This is a genomic window from Aquimarina macrocephali JAMB N27 (genome assembly GCF_000520995.1).
GTDB classification, from domain to species: domain Bacteria; phylum Bacteroidota; class Bacteroidia; order Flavobacteriales; family Flavobacteriaceae; genus Aquimarina; species Aquimarina macrocephali.
On record NZ_JACA01000035.1, the window covers coordinates 71,229 to 89,748 of the forward strand.

The following is an 18,520-nucleotide window of genomic DNA, read 5'->3' on the forward strand; positions in this document are numbered from 1 at the left end:
TAAAAAAGCCTGCTAATATAATCAGCAGGCTTTTATATCTTTAGTTCTGTATTTTAAAAACAATTGGCAACTGATACTTTACAGTTACAGCTCTACCTCTTTGTTTACCAGGTGTCATCTGTGGGAACAAGTTAATCACTCTTTGCGCTTCTTTTTTTAATTTTGGATGCGCTGCTCTAACCCGGATGTTCTTAATCATCCCATCGTCATCAACATCAAACTGAGTATAGATTCGTTGCACTCCTGTTAAACCATATTTTTCTCCTAATTCTGTATTAAATTTTCTGGAAACGATTTTTCTAATTTTTTCAGAAAAACAAGCCGCCTTTTCTTTATTGGTCCCTAACATTTCACATCCAGGAAATACAGGAACAGATTCTACTTTTATAAAATCAAAAAACGGAGGATCTTCAACTACAGGCTCTACATCCTTAATTGTACTAGGATCAAATGGCTTAGATTCAATTGGCTCATTTTTGAACACCTTATCTGCATCTGTTATTTCAGTATCATTATCAATGACTTTAAATTCTTCTGGAACAACAGCTGGCTTTGTATACTTTCTGGCAACTTCTTTTGGCCTGGGCTCTTCATAAATTTTGTAAACCCCATCCCAATCTACATCAGGCTCTTCAATTGTAAGGTCAATGTCGCTATCATTAACTATTGGTGTAGCGGTATACACCTCAAACATTACATAGGTAAATAAAAGACTCGCTATAAGTCCAATCTGAAAATTCACCAATGTACTTTTTCGTACATTAGCATCGTGCTTGTTACTCATAATATTTAGTTTTAACGTTACAATTAATCTAAATCAACAAGCATACCAAAAAAAAGAATCCCGTCTACATACTGTGACGGGATTCTGATATTTTATAAAGTATTTTCTTTTTAGTCCTGTACCTGAAAAACTATTGGTAGAGAATACAGTACACCTACTGCTTTTCCTCTTTGTTTTCCTGGAGTCATTTTAGGTAATAACTTAACAACTCTTTGTGCTTCTTTTTGTAATCTTGGGTGTGGAGCTCTTGCCTGAACACCAACAATATTACCACTTCTATCAATTTTAAATCTCACATAGATTCTATTAACGCCTGAAAGACCTAATTCACTACCAATCTCTGTATTAAATTTACGGTTAATAAACTTCTTAACCTTATCACTCATACATTTCTTTTTAGCTGCATTATTTCCTGCTTTCTCACAACCAGGAAAAATCGGCACATTCTCGATAACTGCAAATGGTACATCAGCAATTACTTCTTCTTCATCTGCATCTTCAATTTCTTCTACCTCAACGATCTCTTCTTCCTGATTCGTTTCTGTAGACTCAATAATAGTCTCCTCTACTTCTTCTTCATCCTCTACTACATCAATAATTTCTGGTGCTGGTGGAGGTGGTGGTGGTGGTGGAGGTGTGTTCAGGTTTTGAGTAATTGGCACATCTTCTTCTTCCAATTCATCAAGATTAACCTGACCTATATCTATATTGGTTCTATCGTAGGTTTTCCACTCTATTCCCTGCCATGTTATAAAAAGAACTAAAATAAGTCCTAATTGAAGGAATAAGATACTTTTCTTAGTTAAATCTGATTTTGGATTTTTCTTTGGTTCCATATTATATAATCGTTATAGGATTGCTAAAATAGCTAATTTCTTTTGTAATTTCCAACTAAAGATCAAAATGTAAAACAAAAAATAAGTTTTTTAACTTTTATGCTATCTACTTTTCAGTGATAACACAGCTGTTATCTATCTGATTTCCTGTTTATTTTGTTTAAATCTTAGTAATTTACTTTTAAACACTACAAAAACAAATACTGCAAAAATTGTACCACTTGTGTTTGCAACTACATCATACCAATCAGAACTACGATATGTTGTTAAAAGTGCTTGTAATACTTCCATCAGGACACCATATAGGATACATATAACCGAAGTAATAATCAAACTCTGTTTTAAATTTTTATTCAATTTTTCAGAAAAAAAGAAAAACAAAGCCCATGCTATAGTTAAGGTAAAATATGCAATAAAATGACCTATTTTATCACTCCCTTCTATCGTAAATGCAACTGGATTAATAAATTTTGCCAGTGACGCCCACGTCACCAGAGAGGTTAATACTACAACCAGGACAAAAAGGGTCTTATGCCCCAACAACCTCTTTATATTCATCTGCAGACAGCAATAGATCGTCAATTTGAGAAACATCAGATATTTTAACCTTTACCATCCAACCCGCTCCATATGGGTCACTATTTACCAATTCTGGTTCACTTTCTAAAGCTTCATTAAATTCGATAATTTCGCCTGCCATTGGTAAGAATAGATCTGATACCGTTTTTACTGCCTCTACAGTACCAAAAACTTCTTGCTCTTCTAATTCTTCGCCAACTGTTTCTACTTCTACATAAACAATATCACCTAATTCGCTTTGCGCAAAATCAGTAATACCAATAGTTGCAATATCGCCTTCAATTTTGATCCATTCGTGATCTTTGGTATATTTTAAATCTACAGGAGTATTCATTTCAAAAAAATTTATGAGTTGTTAATATTATGATGACGAAAATAAATCTATTTTATTAAATTTTGAGAAAACCTGATAAAAAATTATCAAAAAACAATAATACACCACTTTAAACAAAAAGTAATTGGAAAATCTTAATTACCAAAATTATATCTTAATGTAAATCCTCCTCGAATTGTTGTCTGAGGAAATGCGGTAGAAATAGAATACTTAGAAAAGGTGTGATCATAAAATAATAACGCTGTTAAGTTTTTACTTAACGCATAATCTGTAGTAAACTTTATTCCATAAATATCTTGTCCTGCCGTTACCTGGGTATTCTCTAAGTCAAGATATCTAATCAGTGTTTCATTTTGACGTAGTGATAAATCAGCCCTTAGATTAAGGTCACTTTTTATTACTTTTTTTCTTCCTGCTATTTTAGTAGCAAACGTAATGTCTTTTACCCTATACCCAAGCCCAATGATATATTCATTTCCTTGAATTTCGGTAAGTAGATTGTTGTCAAAGCTTAATGACAACGCTCTATCTTTTTTCCATTCTGCAAGGATTTTGATCGAGTTTCTCATTTCCATATCCAATCGAACAAGTGGACTAAACTGTTCGGTTAAATTAACATTAGAATACAATTCTGGGTTTCTATAGTTATCTGCCTCATCAAATTCATTGCCTCCTCTAAATTCTAGATTGGTTTGAAATTGATTAATAGTATAATTAGCTCGATACCCATGGGCTACAGAAAATCTTTTAAAGCGTTTCTTAAACCATTTTAAGTTCATTAAACCTGTATATTTTATATCCCAATTAGGTAATGGAATATCTCTAAAAGCTCCTTTTTTAACTTTTTCTGGATTCCCTCCTGTATAAGCGGCCAAGAACGCTGGTAGTAAAACTGCTTGATTTGTTCTTCCGTAGCCATCAGGAAAACCATCTCCATCACTATCAACATTTGGATTATTTCCTCTCTCTACTGCTAATCGTCTGGCAATAATCAATCTGTTTTCTCTAAACTTATCAAATGCCTCTGATGAAAACTCATCGCTCTTCTTAAATGCAGTCCTGATCAATACTGTCGAAATTGTAAAATTACCAAAGGTATTTCCGGTAAGAGATTGATACGGATTATCATCAAAAATACTACCATCAGAATTTGTGTTTACCCGATAATTTTCGGTAAAGGTTTCAGAAGAATTTCTATTGGCGCTAATATCGATCTTAAGCCCTTTTAACAATCCCAGAGAAGCTTGTATATTAAGTTGCTGTCCTTCTACCTCCTGATATTGTTGGTTAAATTCTTGATATAACGTAAGCCACCCATTACGTGCAGCAAGGTCCCGAATATCAGATTGGCTACCAAAAGTAAATCCAACCGTAGGTTTAAGAGTCCCTACAAAACCTGGAGATCTGGTATAACCGGGCAGGAAAATACCATTATCTTGTTGGTAATTCACATTTATTTTTTTCACTGCAGTAACTAATCCAATAAGTGTATTATATGCCTTATCACCTACGCTTAATTTACTTCTACCTCTTTTGGGTTTATTTTTTTGTGGACTCTCTGGTGCTCGAGCTCCTTCCTTTTTATCTTTCGAATCTTTATCGTTCTTTTTTACACTTTTTCTTCCGGGTTTCACTTTGGTTAATCCTGCATATTTATACAATGTATTCATATCCAATGAACCGTTTAACGTATGCACATTAGCATTCTGAACTGTATTTCCTAAATCCGGAATACCTTCTAAAGTTTTTAAAGCCTCACTTCCTTTTACCCATTGGAAATCTGCATTATAGGCATATGTTGCACGTATAAATTTTAATACCGGTATTTTCTTAAAAGGAACTTCATAATTAACCTGAAGTTGTTGACTATGAGTATTAGGATCTCCTATATCAAAAAAGCCACTCCATACATCTATAGTATTATCAACTTCATTATTTTCATCAATAAAGTTTTTAACAATACGATTATTAGCAGAAGTGAAATTAAAATTCAAAGACTTAGTCAAATTATAGTTGACTCCATATTGCCAATCAAACAGGAAATTACGTTGATATAATGTCGGCAACCTGATATCGTCTGGTCCTAAAGTAATATCTCTAAAAACCTGTTCATTATATTGCCTATTGATATTAGAGTTTACCGAGATACTCGTAGGAAGTAAGTTTACATTAAAATCCTTAATCAAGTCAAAATATTTACTCTTGCCTAAGAACTTAACTTTCTTAAAAGGCTCTACCTCTTTTGGCTGAAAACTAAAATCATAGGTTCCTCCTAGTCTTACATTTTGATCTAGTGATTTTTCTATCTCAAAATCACGATGATCTGTTTGATTATATGTCCCTGAGAATGCAAAGTTTTCTACATCATAAGGCATTGGTTTACCATCCCCTGTTCTCTCTTTACGTAATCCGATAACATTAAAACTTTGCCTTTTTGTATACTCTGTTGATTGTTTTTCTATACGTTCTTTCTCGGCAGGATCAGTTTCGCGATCTAATCGATCCTGAAGTTCTATATCCTGAAATTCGGGATCAAACTGCGGAGTAATTAACTCTTCTCCACGGCTATAATTAAATGGCACTTGCATTCCCCATTTTTTGGGTAATAATTGCCCTAAATTAACATTGGTAGTTACATCATATTGCTTAAGATCCTCTCTACTTCGCTCATTAGGTCCTTGTTCAATCCCTCCGAATCCAATAGTACTAATTCTTCCTGAGGCACTAACATTTGCAAAATCTGCAATATTAGCATCCAAGCTACCTACAGCAGCCCAACCACCTCTATTTTTAAGATCACTTAGGCGCATTTCATTATACCAAACTGTTCCCGATTGATCACTACCACTATCATTTTTGATACCCACCATCATCACTCGTACATCTCCAAAATTAGGATTACCCTTAATTCCTACTCTAAGATTATTAGGACCTGTAAAGAAATTAAGATCATTTGCACTAAGAGCATCATCTCCTAATACATTAGATTTTATTTGCTGAAGAAATTCTAAAGGAAGGCTTAATCGATTATTTTCTGGCCACGCTCCATTCTGACTACTATCGTTTCGATCAGAAACGGTTAAAGGTAATTCGATCTCGTAGAAATTATTGGTAAAATCATTACCCATTCTAATAAAAGCTTTTAGATCTCCATCCTGAATTGGGATTGCCGGTTCAGGAAGCGACTCTGCATGCAAAAACATTTCAAGATTCTCATATTGACGCATATCAACATTGAAGTTCTTATACACTCCACGGGCATCACCAGATTGCAGGTCATTTACTGTAAGCGCCAATGATCGCTCATCGTCTCTTATAATATTATTGTTATTATTTAACTGCTCTCTCACAACTCCGGGCGGTGTCACATAATTTGCGGTCTCCTCAGAACTTACCGAGGTCACAATTACATCACTGTTACCTGTTACATTAAGACCACTTGTTGGGTCATTTACAGTATTACCTTCTACAACATATCTTCTATAATCACCTCTTACCAAATCAAGACTACCAAATCGTAACAAAGTTGGTTCTGCAAAACCAGTAAGATACATCCTCATAAATCGAATAGATCTAAAATCACTAATATTTATAGCTCTATCTGGATTATAAATAGGCACCTTAAAGCGTACCCATCTAGTATTTATTTGACCTCCCAGTACATTAACCGGAATATCTCTAACATCAGATATGTAACCAGTCCCATTATCATTACCCACTCCCATACCTCTAAAAATTGGAATCTCATACTCAAAATAACTATTAATCGTATTCATCGTATTATCCCTATTTACATCTTCTGCTGTAGGGAAAGTGGTATTTCCTCGATCATCATTAGACACATTGGTAGGTGAATTACCTTCTGTACCATTATAACCGTCATATCGTTGTTGAATAGTTCCTCCTGCCTGAAGGAAATAGGTATAATTATCTCCTGAAGGATCATCTAAAGATTGGAATGCGGCATATTCTGGTTTTTGTTTTTCATCCTGATCTCCCAAACCATCAAATCCAGCATCCTGATCTATTCTGTCCGGACCATCAGAATCAAAAGCATAGATCAAGGATTGATTTACAGGAACTCTAGCATAGTCTGTATCTACTGCACTGCCAATACCTCCTTTAGGCAATCCATTTTCATATTGCTTTCTACCATCTTTAAGTACATCTTCACTAATATTACCTAAATTAAATACAATGGTACCTCCTGGGTTATCTACATCATCATATTCGAAAGGATCCATTAACCAAAACTCAATAAACTCTACATTAGACTGTTCAAAATTAGTAGATGTTAATTGCCTGGTAATTCCTCCAAAATTATTTCTGGAATCAGGTTGCGGTAACGAACTCCCGGGAGCATATGCAGGATTAAAATTATATTGTCCTCTTTGTCCTGGTCTATAATTAAGATCCAGTGTAAACAATGCCAAGGTTTGCCCTTGTGAGATATCTGTCTCTGGAAAAATTTCATTAATAAATACTCTTCTGGTAGCATTAGAAGCCAAATCTTGCTCAGATACTCCACTTGGTCTTCCATTACTGTAAAAGATCGGGTCAATAGAATACCAAGACAATTTTGCTCTTTGATATCCCGATTGTATACCATCAACAACAATATCACTAGCAGGATTACTAGGGTCACCAAAACCAACAGGTATACTAGAGAGTTCCCACGACAATGGTGAACTTACATCTATTCTGGTTTGTGCTCCTTCAAAATCATCTATATATGTGGTTACTTTACCGTCAAAATTAGCTCCTCTTGGCGCCCCTGCAATCAGGTAGGCCCCTTCTGCTCTAACAGAAACATTCGAGGGTACATCTGTATCGATATTAGGGAGTTTATTCACCATCCTGGTTAAGAAAGGAACTTCTGTAGAATATGCTACATTAAACCCTAATATTGTATTATTAATAGGCTCAAAATCATAATTAGATTTTTGAGTAATTGGTCTTTCATTCAGATTTAAATAGGTTCCTCCTATAATAAAGTCGTCACTAAATTTATGTTCTATATTTAGTCCTGTAAAACGTTTTGTTTGTTGACCAAAGACAGCATTATTCTCGGTAGAAACCTGAATAGGTGTATTCGAAGACAGTAATGCTTCATCCAGAATATTTACTCTTCCCAATTGATAATTCACTGTATAATCTACTCCTTCCTGCAAAGTTCTTCCTCCCGCAGTAACAGTTACAGAACCTTGAGGAACATTAAATGCTCCCAGAGGAATTCCATCCTGACCAGAAGATTTGTATCTTCCTTTTAATTGAAAGTAATTTTTATCGGCAGATTGCTGTCCCGCAACAATCTTAGTCTGTGTATATAAATCACGAAATACGTATTGCGCCTGATTTGGGTTATACGAATTAGGATTAGTATAATCTGCTCCAACGGGTCCATTATCCAGTTTATCGAAGAGATGCTCTCCAAATGGTTCTATAGTAGTAAAAATAATACGGCCATTTTGTGAATCAATAGTGACCCCTGGCACATAATCGAAAAACCCATCTCCTCCTTGCACCGGATCATTATTAGGATTAAGACGATCCAGGTTAAAAACTTTGAGTAGTGTTGTCTGCTCTACATCACTTGGTAGTGCAACAGATGACCCTTCTGCTGCAGTAATATAATTTACCGGAGAAGGATTTGAATATAAAATATTTAATCTAAAATCATTTTGTTCTAATCTAAATGCTCCTGTACTATAGATGTTCTTCATCATCAGGTCCCATATTGGTAATGTCACATTAACAATAGGACTTTTAAGCATCTTAACGACTAAACTTTGACTTGAACCTGCGTCTACAGTACCCCCGGTATTATCACCTACAGTTGCATCTACTCCATCATTTGCAAATTCACCAACCTGAAAAACTTCTCCATTTCTGGTATATTGATATGCAATTGCCAAAACCTCATCATTATTCAGCTTTTGATTTAAAGAGATATATCCTAATTGGGGATTAAGCGTATATTCACTTTGATTTAATTTCCTTGCATTTTCTAAAATTGCGTAATCAAATCCTTCATTAAAACTGGCTATCGCACCAACAAATCCTTGTTGCACAGTAGATACTTGTCGCACTGCTTCGGTAACCGGTCCTCCCGGACCAATAGCTGTTGGATCCAGATCGTTATTACCGTTATCCGGAAAAGCTCCTGCACCTGTATTAAATAAAGAGGCTGGTATTGTAAAATTACCCGTGTCTGGTGCTTCCCCTATATCCTGAAGCGCAACAATATTACGCGCATTGGTCAAGGTTTGTGCACTTGTTGCTCTATTCGTTACCCATACTTCGATCCTTGTTATCTGTATATTATTATTAATAAAAGGATAGCTAGCTAAAGAATTATTATATGTATCTCTAAAATAATGTGATAAAAAGAAATGTCGATTTTCATCATAATCCAACGCAAAAAGTTCAAAATCTTCTACCGTTCCTCCTCCTTCTACATTTACAGATCTTGTTTCAGAACGTTGTTCGGAATACACTCCTGTAACGGTGGTTCGTCCAAATTGTAGTCCCATTTTAACTCCAAAAAGACTTTGTGCTCCCTGTATCAATGTGCTGTTTAATGGCATGCTCACATTACCTACCTCGATACTTTGGATAATATCATCTTCTGTAGGCGTGTATTCTAATTTTAATTGATTCTGAAAATCGAAAGTAGATTCTGTATCATAATTGGCTGTTACCTGTAGCCTTGTCCCTATTTTACCCAGTAAACTTAAACTGATTCTTTGATCAAAGTCGAATGTAAAATTACTTCGGTTACGAGGAGAAAAAGCAGGATTATCTTGTTTTGTATAGAGTAATCCTAAATCTATTTCTACAGATCCCTGTGGAACAATTTCAATTTCATTTCCCCCGAAAACAGATTCGAAGAAATTAGAATTGACATAAAAAATAGGGAGTAAATTCTTTCGTTTCTCTTCACTACCGTCTTTTTTACCACTAAAAGCTTCAATCTTTTCTTTAAAATAAGCTCTTCGTTGTTCTTGCTCTACTAAAGCTTCGTATTCTGATGGGGTTAAGAAAAGAGGATATCGTACATTAAAGTCCCCGAGTTTCTCTCGATAGATATATCGATTCGTAATCGGATCGTATTCATATTTGGTTACAATACTGTTTGGATCTGGTAAAGATAATGCTCCCAAAGAAAATGTAGTACTTGTAGAGTCTCGAACAGTTTGATTGTCCTGACCCTGTAACACCCCACTATAAAGTGCTATCAAACATACTAATATCCTAAAAAAATCAACGCGTAAGTAATTCGAAAAACTCAATGTTTTATAAATTTTTTAGTGCCTGTTTAATAATATTTTCAACTGTTTCTTTGGGGCTTTGTTTTAGAACTTTATCAATAGCTTTTTCTGCAATTTTTCGATTAAATCCTAGGGTTTCTAATGCAGATAACGCTTCATCTTTATTAGTATTGCTTTGCGACACTGAAACTTCGTCTATATTATATACTTTAAGGATTTTATCCTTTAGATCTATAATAACGCGTTGGGCAGTTTTGGCTCCGATTCCTTTAATAGATTGAATTGTAGCTACGTCATTAGAAGCTATTGCTTCTTTAATTTGATCGGGGTGTAATGAGGATAACATGGTTCTGGCTGTACTTGCTCCTATTCCCGAAACCGAGATTAAAAGCCTGAAAATTTCTCTTTCTGATTTTTCGGCAAAACCAAATAAGGTATGAGAATCTTCTTTTACCTGCAGATGTGTATATAACTGTAGCACTTCTCCTTCGGGAATTAAAGAAAAAGTATGTAATGAAATATGTAATAAATACCCTACTCCACCACAATCTATTACTACATCAGTTGGATTTTTTTCAACAAGCCTCCCCTTGATATGTGTGATCATTTGTTAAGTTAATGTACTCTTTTTGAGTTTTTATACTGCAAAAATAAATCCTGATCTTCATCAGGGGTCAGTTTTTCTCTAATCTTATTTTTTTAGTAGCATTGTTAGTGCTATCAAAAAAAAACACTTTATCAGAGCATAAAATCATAATTATTATTGCTTGAATATTAAAATTCAAGAAGAGCTGAGTGTTAAGCAACCAAATGTAATAAAATTCTGCTACATACACGGGATAAAAAAGGCCCTTTAAGAATGGTGTATTAATGGTGTTATATTTAGGTCAAATTTACTTACATACTTTAGTACTATCGTAAACTCTCTCTATATGCCGTTGGTGTAACGCCTGTATGTTTTTTAAAAACACTATAAAATGTACTTATATGGTTAAATCCTACTTCATAGCCGATCGCAGAGATTTTATATTTATCAAAATCCGGGTTACTTAGTAATACTTTGGCTTCTTCTACCCTGTATAGATTGATAAAATCTGTAAATCTTTGCTGTGATACCTGGTTTATTATTCCCGAAAGTGTTGACCTATTGGTTTTTAGTTTTTTGGCCAACGAATCTAGGGTTAGCTTCTGCTTTCTATAGATGTGTTCTTTTTCAATTACATCAGTTAACTTTTTAAATATAGGATGGTCTTTTGTGTATTTATCTACTTTATAAGTATTCAGTTTTTTATATCTGCCATTAATTAAAATTTTACAGCGTACCATAACTCTTGCTATTTTAGAATGATATGCATCTCTATAACTCATCGAATACAACATATTAACCTAAATATCTTCATTTTTCATTTTTGTTTAAATTTCTTCAAATATAGGTAAATCTATCTTTTTGCGTCCTATAGTCCGCAAAATTTATTGTAACAACTTATTTCTTTGTTGTTATATGTCGGATATCAACAAAAGAATTTGTAATTATATTGCTAATGAATGGGTAGACAAAGCCAAGTCAAATAGGGCTTTTGCTACTGACCATAATCTTGATGAAAAAACGGTAAGAAAGATTCTACGACCAGAAGGTTATAGGATTCCCGTGAGAACACTAGAGAAGATATGCGAAGCCAGAGAGATTAAGATTTCTGAGTTTTTCTGTTTAATAGGGCTATAAGCTAATTTCTTTTTCAGACATACTCTCGATGCCCTGATAAAAAATGGAAAACTTAAATCTATAGTATAAAAAACCCTGACAATCTTGCGCTTTAATTGACCAACAACTAATCAATAATATAAATACATATTTCATTTTACTTTATCTTAAAAGTTCTCTTATTATTAATCCAATTCCAATTATAATAAAGCCTATACCACCGCTTATAAGATTCATCGTAAGACCTGTATACTTTTTTACATGATTTCGGTAATAAATCAAAATAAGTGTACCAAACACGATTAATAAAAGCCCTAAAATTATATTAATAAAATCCATATATCTGCAATTTAATTTTTTTCTTTTTCTTCTTCCGCTTTAGATTCCTCTCCGTTTTCGTAAAGGGTAGTATGTAACCCCCGATTTCCATATTAAATCATTGAGATCGGGATAGAAGTAATTTTTTATGGTTAAGAAAACTATCCCCAAAAATAGATTCGTAAATGTGCTGTGAGATATACTTTGTTTCTCGAAAAACAAATTGTTCTTCTTGATAACCTTTTAATATGAGTACGTAAGGTTAAATTCTTACGTTCTATCCTATTGGTACAATACCGAAACACTTTATGAATTTCTTTAGGGATCAATCCTGGATAAATATTTAATCGGTCGGTATAAATGCTCTTAGGCTTTAATAACACTAATTTATCTATCAAAGGTCTGATGGTATCTTTTGTTTTTCTACCAACAAAAAAATCAATAATGTTTTTGGTCTCTCTTTCTATAGCATATGTAATCCAGACTACATTGTTTTTACTACCAATAAAGCTCCACAGCTCATCGACCTCAAATTTGCAACCTAACTTATTAAAATATGGAACTTTAATTTGATGACTAATTTTTAGCATTCTAGATAGTACTGTATTTTTTGAAATACCTATAATTCTAGAAATGCTCAAAATACCACAACTTTCTTTGAGTAAACTTTTAATTAAAGTATCTGTTGTGGTTTGATACGCTTTATAAGAATATAAATCTTGGAATGAAGTACAACAATCTCTACATAAATAACGTTGTTTGCCATTTCTTTTACCTCGCTTTATACAATTTGGTTGGTTACAGTTTTTACAATTCATAATTACAAATATAACCAAGCACCAATTTGACCCACGTAGCAATATAAAACCCTTATTTTATAGGTTCTAAACAATCTTAAGTAGTGTAAACAACATAAACAAGCCTCAATAAAGAGGCTTGTTTATTATATAAAATACTGATAATCAATCCTAAAAATACACTTTTTCTCAAAAGCACCAGTTTGGGACATTACCGTAATATACTACTATCTAATCCGTAATTGTTCTGGATTACGGTTGTTTGGTTTTACCAATCAATTGTTTAGACAACATCCGGCATTAATGATAATTGCAAATCTCTTTTTTCCTTCTGCTGAGCATCAATAACAGCAACTGCTGCCATATTGATCATTTCTTCTACACTTGCTCCCAACTGAAGGATATGAGCTGGCTTATTCATCCCCATCATAATAGGCCCTATAGATTCTGCATTATTAATTTCGCTTAATAATTTGTAATTACTATTGGCCGAATCTAAATTAGGAAATACCAATGTATTCACCTTTTGTCCATTAAGCTTAGAGAATGGAAACTTATCCTTTCTCATTTTTCTGTTTAATGCAAAGTTCATTTGCAGTCCGCCATCTACAACAAGATTAGGATAATACCTATGCAAATATGCTACTGCATCCTGCACTTTTGAAGCGGTAGGGTGTTTTGATGATCCAAAATTAGAATATGAAACCATCGCAATCACAGGCTTAACTCCAAACATCTCTACTGTTCTTGCGGTCATTTGCGCTATTTTTGCCAATTCTTTTGAAGAAGGCTCGATATTAATAGAGGTATCACTTATAAACAATGGACCTTTATCGGTCATCATTACATTCATGGTTGCAATACGAGTTGCTCCTTTGGCAAGTCCTATCAAATCCATCATGGGTTTAACTACAGTTGGATAACTTCTGGAATATCCAGAAAGCAATGCATCAGCATCTCCTTCATTAACCATCATAGCAGCAAAATAGTTACGCTCCCGCATTAATTTTTCTGCATCATAGAGGGTAATTCCTTTACGTTTATTGGTTTCCCAATATTGTTTAGCATATCTGTTTTTACGATCACATTCTTCATCTGCTTTAGGATCAATGATATCAACACCTGTAGGATCAAAATCAATCTCTTTCATCAGTTCGAGTATGATATCTTTACGTCCTAATAAAATCGGAAAAGCAATACGTTCTTCTTTAACTGTCTGAGCGGCTTTTAATACATCCAAATGATCTGCCTCTGCAAAAACAACGCGTTTAGGGTTTGTTTTTGCTCTGTCTAGTAATAATCGAACTAACTTATTATCATTACCCATTCGCTCCAGCAGTTCATCTTCATACTTTTCCCAATCGGTAATGACTTCTGTTGCTACACCACTCTCGATAGCTGCTTTGGCTACCGCAGGAGGCACTTTTGCAATAAGTCTTGGATCAAAAGGTTTAGGAATGATATAGTCTTTACCAAAATTAAGACGTGTTTCTCCATATGCTATATTTACTTGCTCTGGAACAGGTTCTTTGGCTAACTCGGCTAATGCTTTTACAGCGGCCATTTTCATTTCTTCATTAATAGCTGTAGCTCTTACATCCAGCGCTCCTCTAAAAATAAAAGGAAATCCCAATACATTATTTACCTGATTAGGATGATCACTTCTTCCTGTAGCCATGATCACATCTTTACGAGCTTTAATTGCCAGATCATATTTTATTTCGGGATCAGGATTTGCCATTGCAAAAACAACAGGGTTATCTGCCATAGTTACCAACATATCCGGAGTTACCAAATTAGCCATCGACAAACCTATAAATACATCTGCATCTCTCATTGCATCTTCTAAGTCATTTAGATCACGATCTGTGGCAAATTCTGCTTTTTCGGGAGTAAGACTCTCCCGGTCTTTACGAATTACACCTTTACTATCGGTCATGACGATATTTTCGGCTTTGGCACCAAAAGCTTTATACAATCTTGTACAAGATACTGCTGCAGCACCGGCACCACTAACCACAATTCTTACTTCTTCAATGTTTTTATTTGCAATTTCTAATGCATTTAATAACGCAGCGGCAGAAATTATGGCTGTACCATGTTGATCATCATGCATTACCGGGATATCCAGTTCTTCTTTTAATCGTCTTTCGATCTCGAAGGCTTCTGGAGCTTTAATATCTTCAAGGTTTATTCCCCCAAATGTTGGAGCAATGTTTTTAACTGTTTCGATAAAAGCATCTACATCTTTGGTATCTACTTCGATATCAAACACATCAATATCGGCAAATATCTTAAACAATAACCCTTTTCCTTCCATTACAGGTTTTGAAGCTTCTGGACCAATATCTCCTAATCCTAATACCGCAGTACCATTTGATATTACAGCAACCAGATTTCCTTTTGCTGTATATTTATAAACATCTGCTTTATTTTTTTCGATTTCCAAACAAGGCTCTGCAACACCAGGAGAATATGCTAAAGACAAATCTCTTTGAGTTGCATATTTTTTAGTAGGAACGACTTTAATTTTACCCGGGGTAGGCTTGGCATGATATACTAATGCCTCTCTTCTTTTACTTTCGATACTCATACTAAATCAAGATATATGTGCTAATAAAAATAAAGATCAAAATACCATAACTACGTAATTTGCGGTTATGGTATTTTGATACTAATATATATACAAAGGTACAAGTCTGTATGAGATGCGGAAATTAATATAAAGGAATCTTTGCGAAAAATCAGAATTGAGAAAAAACACCCTGCATTTAACAATCTTATTAAAGATTTATCAATTAATTATTGATTTTACTGAATATTTCATCAGGATCCACAAGTTGATTTAATTTATACTTATATTCAATAGGCAAAAGGCTTAACCCTAGTTGATAGGAAGCATTCATCCATCCAAAACCACCATCGGGAACATATTTAAAATCAGACCCTACATTACCATACTCTACATTTACCTTATAAGTACCATTAACAACATCAAACTTTTCAGGAATAATACCATTATAATCTGCTGCATTTTTAGTGATCATCCATAGCCATCGATATATAAGCTCTTCTGCCAGATCCTGATACCCATAATTAAGTAATCCTTTCCAGATTATCATTTGATGTGGTGCCCACCCAAACGGGTAGTCCCATTGTCGTTGTGGTGCATCTTCTGGAACATCATGAAGTGAAGCTTTAGAGCTTCCGGTAATCCCGAATTTATATTTTAGCTTAGGCAATAAGTACGCTATGATACTTTTTGCCTGATCAGCTGTACATATTTTTGCCCATAATGGATAAAACCCGGTTGCTGATTCAAAATGGGTTTTCTTTTTTTCTAACAGATTATAATCAAAATAACTTCCTGTTTCTTCATCCCACAGGTATTGATTCATTAGTGCTATTCGTTTGGATGCAACATCATCCCAATACTCTGATCGCAATTTTCTGTCTTCATATACAAATACATTATTAAAAAAATTCTTGATGATATATGCCAGATCTTTTTCATACTTATATACTAATGTATTAAGATCTACAGTAGTTAGATCGGCACATATCCCCTCTAATCTATATGTGGTATCATGACCACTTTCTCTTACACTTCGATCATGCAAAAAATATTGATCAAGTTCTTCACTATCAATCTCTCTTTGCAGGTATTTTTTTCTAAATTCTTCGATGGATTGCGAATCGTTATTCTTATATTTATGTAATATGTAATCATAATGTCCCTCTTCTACTTCTGCTGTTATACCTATCCCCTCTGCATAAAATCTGTTCAATCCATTTGACGCTAATCTTTTTCCTGATTGCATCCAAACAGTTTCATATTCATAAATAGCTGTCCTTACACATTCCTCTAGCCAGGAGATGGGTGTTTGATCTCTATATTTTTCATAATATTCTACAACCATAGATGTATAAAAGGGAGGTTGAGTTCTTGTTAGATAATAACTTCTATTGGCATTTAGAATTTTACCATAATTCTTGATTTGATATGTGAAATTATCTATCATTCCTTTAGAAAGTTCTTTTCTGGCATCCAGCAAAAGACCTATATTTATAAAATAGCTATCCCATCCATACATTTCATTAAATCTTCCTCCCGGAACCAAAAACGGAACAGCTTCTTTTTTATGATTAGTAGTGGTTAATGCTAATCCTAAAATCCCAGGTTTATCATTTATGGATCGCACAAATTCTGGCGTTATTTTTTCGGGAAGAGTCTCCAGTATAATATGATCTATTTCTTTTGTAACTTCTTGATAATAAGAATAGGCTTCTTTATCATAAAAAGGAACATATAACCGTTTCTCTTTTATATCACGTTTATCATCAGACAGAATTTTTTCAATACCACTTCGATCCAGTTTTCTGGTCAACCGATCCCAATAGTGCTCTTTTATCATTTTAGAGATTCTAATGCTTGGTTGCTGTTTTATCTCTGTTAAAGAAATTTCTATAATCCCTTCCTGGTTTTCTTTTGCCAACTCTAATTCCTGAAGCAAATTAGACAGGTGATAGGTTCCCCGAATAGTATAAACTTCGTTACTAATGGTATGTATTTTAAATTCTTTTGGACCCTGATCATCAATGGTAATCTTCTTGTCTTTATCGGTATCTTCTTGTTGAAGTAAACTGTGTAAGACATCTTTTTTATATATTTTAATCAACATTATTTCTTGTTAATTTGTGTAATACCAGTAATGTCAATAACAGTAAAATCATTGGTATTATCGTATAATAAAATGCTTGTTGGGCACCAACATTTTTAAATAACCAGCCTACTATTGTAGATCCTGTAGTGCCTCCTAAAGCAGAAAAAACTACGATAAGACCAGTCATAGAACTATGTAATTTTTTGGGCAAAGCACTTAATACGGCAGAATTTATTAAAGGATATATCGGAGCAATACATAATCCAATAAGTGGAAACGCATATCCTATCCATGGTATATCTGTAATCTTTTGGATTTCCTGCACCTCAACATTAAGGGTTTTTGGTAAAATAAAAACTACCATAAGTATTGCTAATCCTATACATACGGTAAGAATATAAACCCAAGGTATTCGTTTTGATAAAATTCCTGCACCTATCCTTCCTATAGCCAGTGATATTGCAAAAACGCTAGACATCATAATACTTACATTAGGAGGAAGTTGTAATACCCTTTTATAAAATGTAGGTAACCATGTCATCACTCCTTGTTCTACCATCACAAATAGAAAGGCACTACCAACAAATACGATGACCAGCATTTTGGTACATAAAAGCATCATTTGCCTGATATCGTCTAATAGATTTACACCCGGAATTTCATTTCCTTCCTCAAATCTGGTAAAGAACAGCAATAGAAATGACACAAAAATCAATGCCGCCAAAAGCCAATACACCCGTAACCATGCATCTGGATCATTATCATTATTAAATCCGGGAAACAGAAAATAAGCCGTAGCTATTCCTATCATAAAAACCCCTTCTATAGTACTCATTAAACTATTGTGGGCTCTTTTGGTTTCTGTAATTATCCCTATTAATGTATATACCGAAACTTTAACTAAGGCAAAGGATACTCCTATTGCAGCAAAAAGAAGTTTTGCAGACCAGAAAGAATTACCATAATACATCCCCAAACACCCAATAAAAGAAATCAATAACCCGGACAATATTGCCTTTTTATACCCTATTCTTGGTAAAAAAGAAGCGATTAAAAATGAAACCAATGCTATCGGCAAATCTTTAAACCATTCTAAAGTACTTGCCTCGATCTCATCAACATGGTAATTCTCCAGAGATTTTAAGATCACTATCCCCACACTATTAAGGAGGATAGCAAAAATAAAATAGTTGATAAACAAGGATATTTTTATAGATATATTCTTCATTAAAAAT

Annotated in this window: 12 protein-coding genes; 1 reads left to right on the forward strand and 11 read right to left on the reverse strand. The window is 34.1% G+C overall.

From position 1 onward, the window contains the following. Positions 1 to 40: 40 nt before the first annotated feature. The 7 genes from Z054_RS0118885 to Z054_RS0118915 form a co-directional block, all read right to left on the reverse strand. Entirely contained in the window at positions 41 to 784 is a 744-nt protein-coding gene (locus tag Z054_RS0118885; RefSeq protein ID WP_024771606.1) for an energy transducer TonB, read from the reverse strand. Between the two features lie 110 nt (positions 785 to 894). After that, entirely contained in the window at positions 895 to 1,620 is a 726-nt protein-coding gene (locus Z054_RS0118890) for an energy transducer TonB (protein ID WP_024771607.1), read from the reverse strand. A gap of 135 nt (positions 1,621 to 1,755) precedes the next feature. Then, on the reverse strand, positions 1,756 to 2,178 hold the full coding sequence (locus tag Z054_RS28855) for a VanZ family protein (protein WP_161635309.1): 423 nt from the start codon (positions 2,176 to 2,178) through the stop codon (positions 1,756 to 1,758). Then, entirely contained in the window at positions 2,150 to 2,533 is a 384-nt protein-coding gene (gcvH, locus tag Z054_RS0118900; RefSeq protein WP_024771609.1) for a glycine cleavage system protein GcvH, read from the reverse strand. Before gcvH ends, Z054_RS28855 begins: the two co-directional genes overlap by 29 nt. Before the next feature lie 134 nt (positions 2,534 to 2,667). Beyond that, complete coding sequence (gene sov / locus Z054_RS0118905) at positions 2,668 to 9,825, reverse strand: T9SS outer membrane translocon Sov/SprA (protein WP_455423271.1); 7,158 nt, start codon at positions 9,823 to 9,825, stop codon at positions 2,668 to 2,670. Positions 9,826 to 9,829: 4 nt separating this feature from the next. Continuing rightward, positions 9,830 to 10,411 carry a Holliday junction branch migration protein RuvA gene (gene ruvA / locus Z054_RS0118910; RefSeq protein WP_024771611.1) on the reverse strand — a complete coding sequence of 194 codons (582 nt, stop codon included), beginning with the start codon at positions 10,409 to 10,411 and terminating at the stop codon, positions 9,830 to 9,832. Positions 10,412 to 10,716: 305 nt separating this feature from the next. Further along, positions 10,717 to 11,172, reverse strand: a complete 456-nt coding sequence (locus tag Z054_RS0118915) for a helix-turn-helix domain-containing protein (protein ID WP_024771612.1) — start codon at positions 11,170 to 11,172, stop codon at positions 10,717 to 10,719. 133 nt (positions 11,173 to 11,305) lie between these two features. On the opposite strand from Z054_RS0118915, the gene Z054_RS0118920 reads away from it, so the two are divergent. Next, positions 11,306 to 11,527 carry a hypothetical protein gene (locus tag Z054_RS0118920; RefSeq protein WP_024771613.1) on the forward strand — a complete coding sequence of 74 codons (222 nt, stop codon included), beginning with the start codon at positions 11,306 to 11,308 and terminating at the stop codon, positions 11,525 to 11,527. A 458-nt stretch (positions 11,528 to 11,985) separates the two neighbouring features. Here the strand turns inward: Z054_RS0118920 and Z054_RS0118925 are convergent, their stop codons facing one another. The 4 genes from Z054_RS0118925 to Z054_RS0118940 all read right to left on the reverse strand — a co-directional run bounded on the left by Z054_RS0118925 (position 11,986) and on the right by Z054_RS0118940 (position 18,513). Beyond that, positions 11,986 to 12,642, reverse strand: coding sequence for an IS1 family transposase (locus Z054_RS0118925; protein ID WP_024771614.1), 657 nt, complete (start codon positions 12,640 to 12,642; stop codon positions 11,986 to 11,988). A gap of 262 nt (positions 12,643 to 12,904) precedes the next feature. Next, the gene (locus Z054_RS0118930; protein ID WP_024771615.1) at positions 12,905 to 15,214 is read right to left on the reverse strand and encodes an NADP-dependent malic enzyme; all 2,310 of its coding nucleotides are present in this window, start codon (positions 15,212 to 15,214) and stop codon (positions 12,905 to 12,907) included. A 205-nt stretch (positions 15,215 to 15,419) separates the two neighbouring features. Beyond that, positions 15,420 to 17,303 (reverse strand): trehalase family glycosidase, encoded by a 1,884-nt coding sequence (locus Z054_RS0118935; RefSeq protein WP_024771616.1) that lies wholly within the window; start codon positions 17,301 to 17,303, stop codon positions 15,420 to 15,422. Beyond that, on the reverse strand, positions 17,293 to 18,513 hold the full coding sequence (locus Z054_RS0118940) for an MFS transporter (protein ID WP_024771617.1): 1,221 nt from the start codon (positions 18,511 to 18,513) through the stop codon (positions 17,293 to 17,295). Before Z054_RS0118940 ends, Z054_RS0118935 begins: the two co-directional genes overlap by 11 nt. Positions 18,514 to 18,520: the final 7 nt, after the last annotated feature.

Bases quoted from the DNA above. Each gene is read 5' to 3' on its own strand.
- Z054_RS0118885 (WP_024771606.1), bottom strand. From the start codon at position 784: ATGAGTAACAAGCACGATGCTAATGTACGAAAAAGTACATTGGTGAAT.
- Z054_RS0118890 (WP_024771607.1), bottom strand. From the start codon at position 1,620: ATGGAACCAAAGAAAAATCCAAAATCAGATTTAACTAAGAAAAGTATC.
- Z054_RS28855 (WP_161635309.1), bottom strand. From the start codon at position 2,178: ATGAATATAAAGAGGTTGTTGGGGCATAAGACCCTTTTTGTCCTGGTT.
- gcvH (WP_024771609.1), bottom strand. From the start codon at position 2,533: ATGAATACTCCTGTAGATTTAAAATATACCAAAGATCACGAATGGATC.
- ruvA (WP_024771611.1), bottom strand. From the start codon at position 10,411: ATGATCACACATATCAAGGGGAGGCTTGTTGAAAAAAATCCAACTGAT.
- Z054_RS0118915 (WP_024771612.1), bottom strand. From the start codon at position 11,172: ATGAGTTATAGAGATGCATATCATTCTAAAATAGCAAGAGTTATGGTA.
- Z054_RS0118920 (WP_024771613.1), top strand. From the start codon at position 11,306: ATGTCGGATATCAACAAAAGAATTTGTAATTATATTGCTAATGAATGG.
- Z054_RS0118925 (WP_024771614.1), bottom strand. From the start codon at position 12,642: ATGAATTGTAAAAACTGTAACCAACCAAATTGTATAAAGCGAGGTAAA.
- Z054_RS0118930 (WP_024771615.1), bottom strand. From the start codon at position 15,214: ATGAGTATCGAAAGTAAAAGAAGAGAGGCATTAGTATATCATGCCAAG.
- Z054_RS0118935 (WP_024771616.1), bottom strand. From the start codon at position 17,303: ATGTTGATTAAAATATATAAAAAAGATGTCTTACACAGTTTACTTCAA.
- Z054_RS0118940 (WP_024771617.1), bottom strand. From the start codon at position 18,513: ATGAAGAATATATCTATAAAAATATCCTTGTTTATCAACTATTTTATT.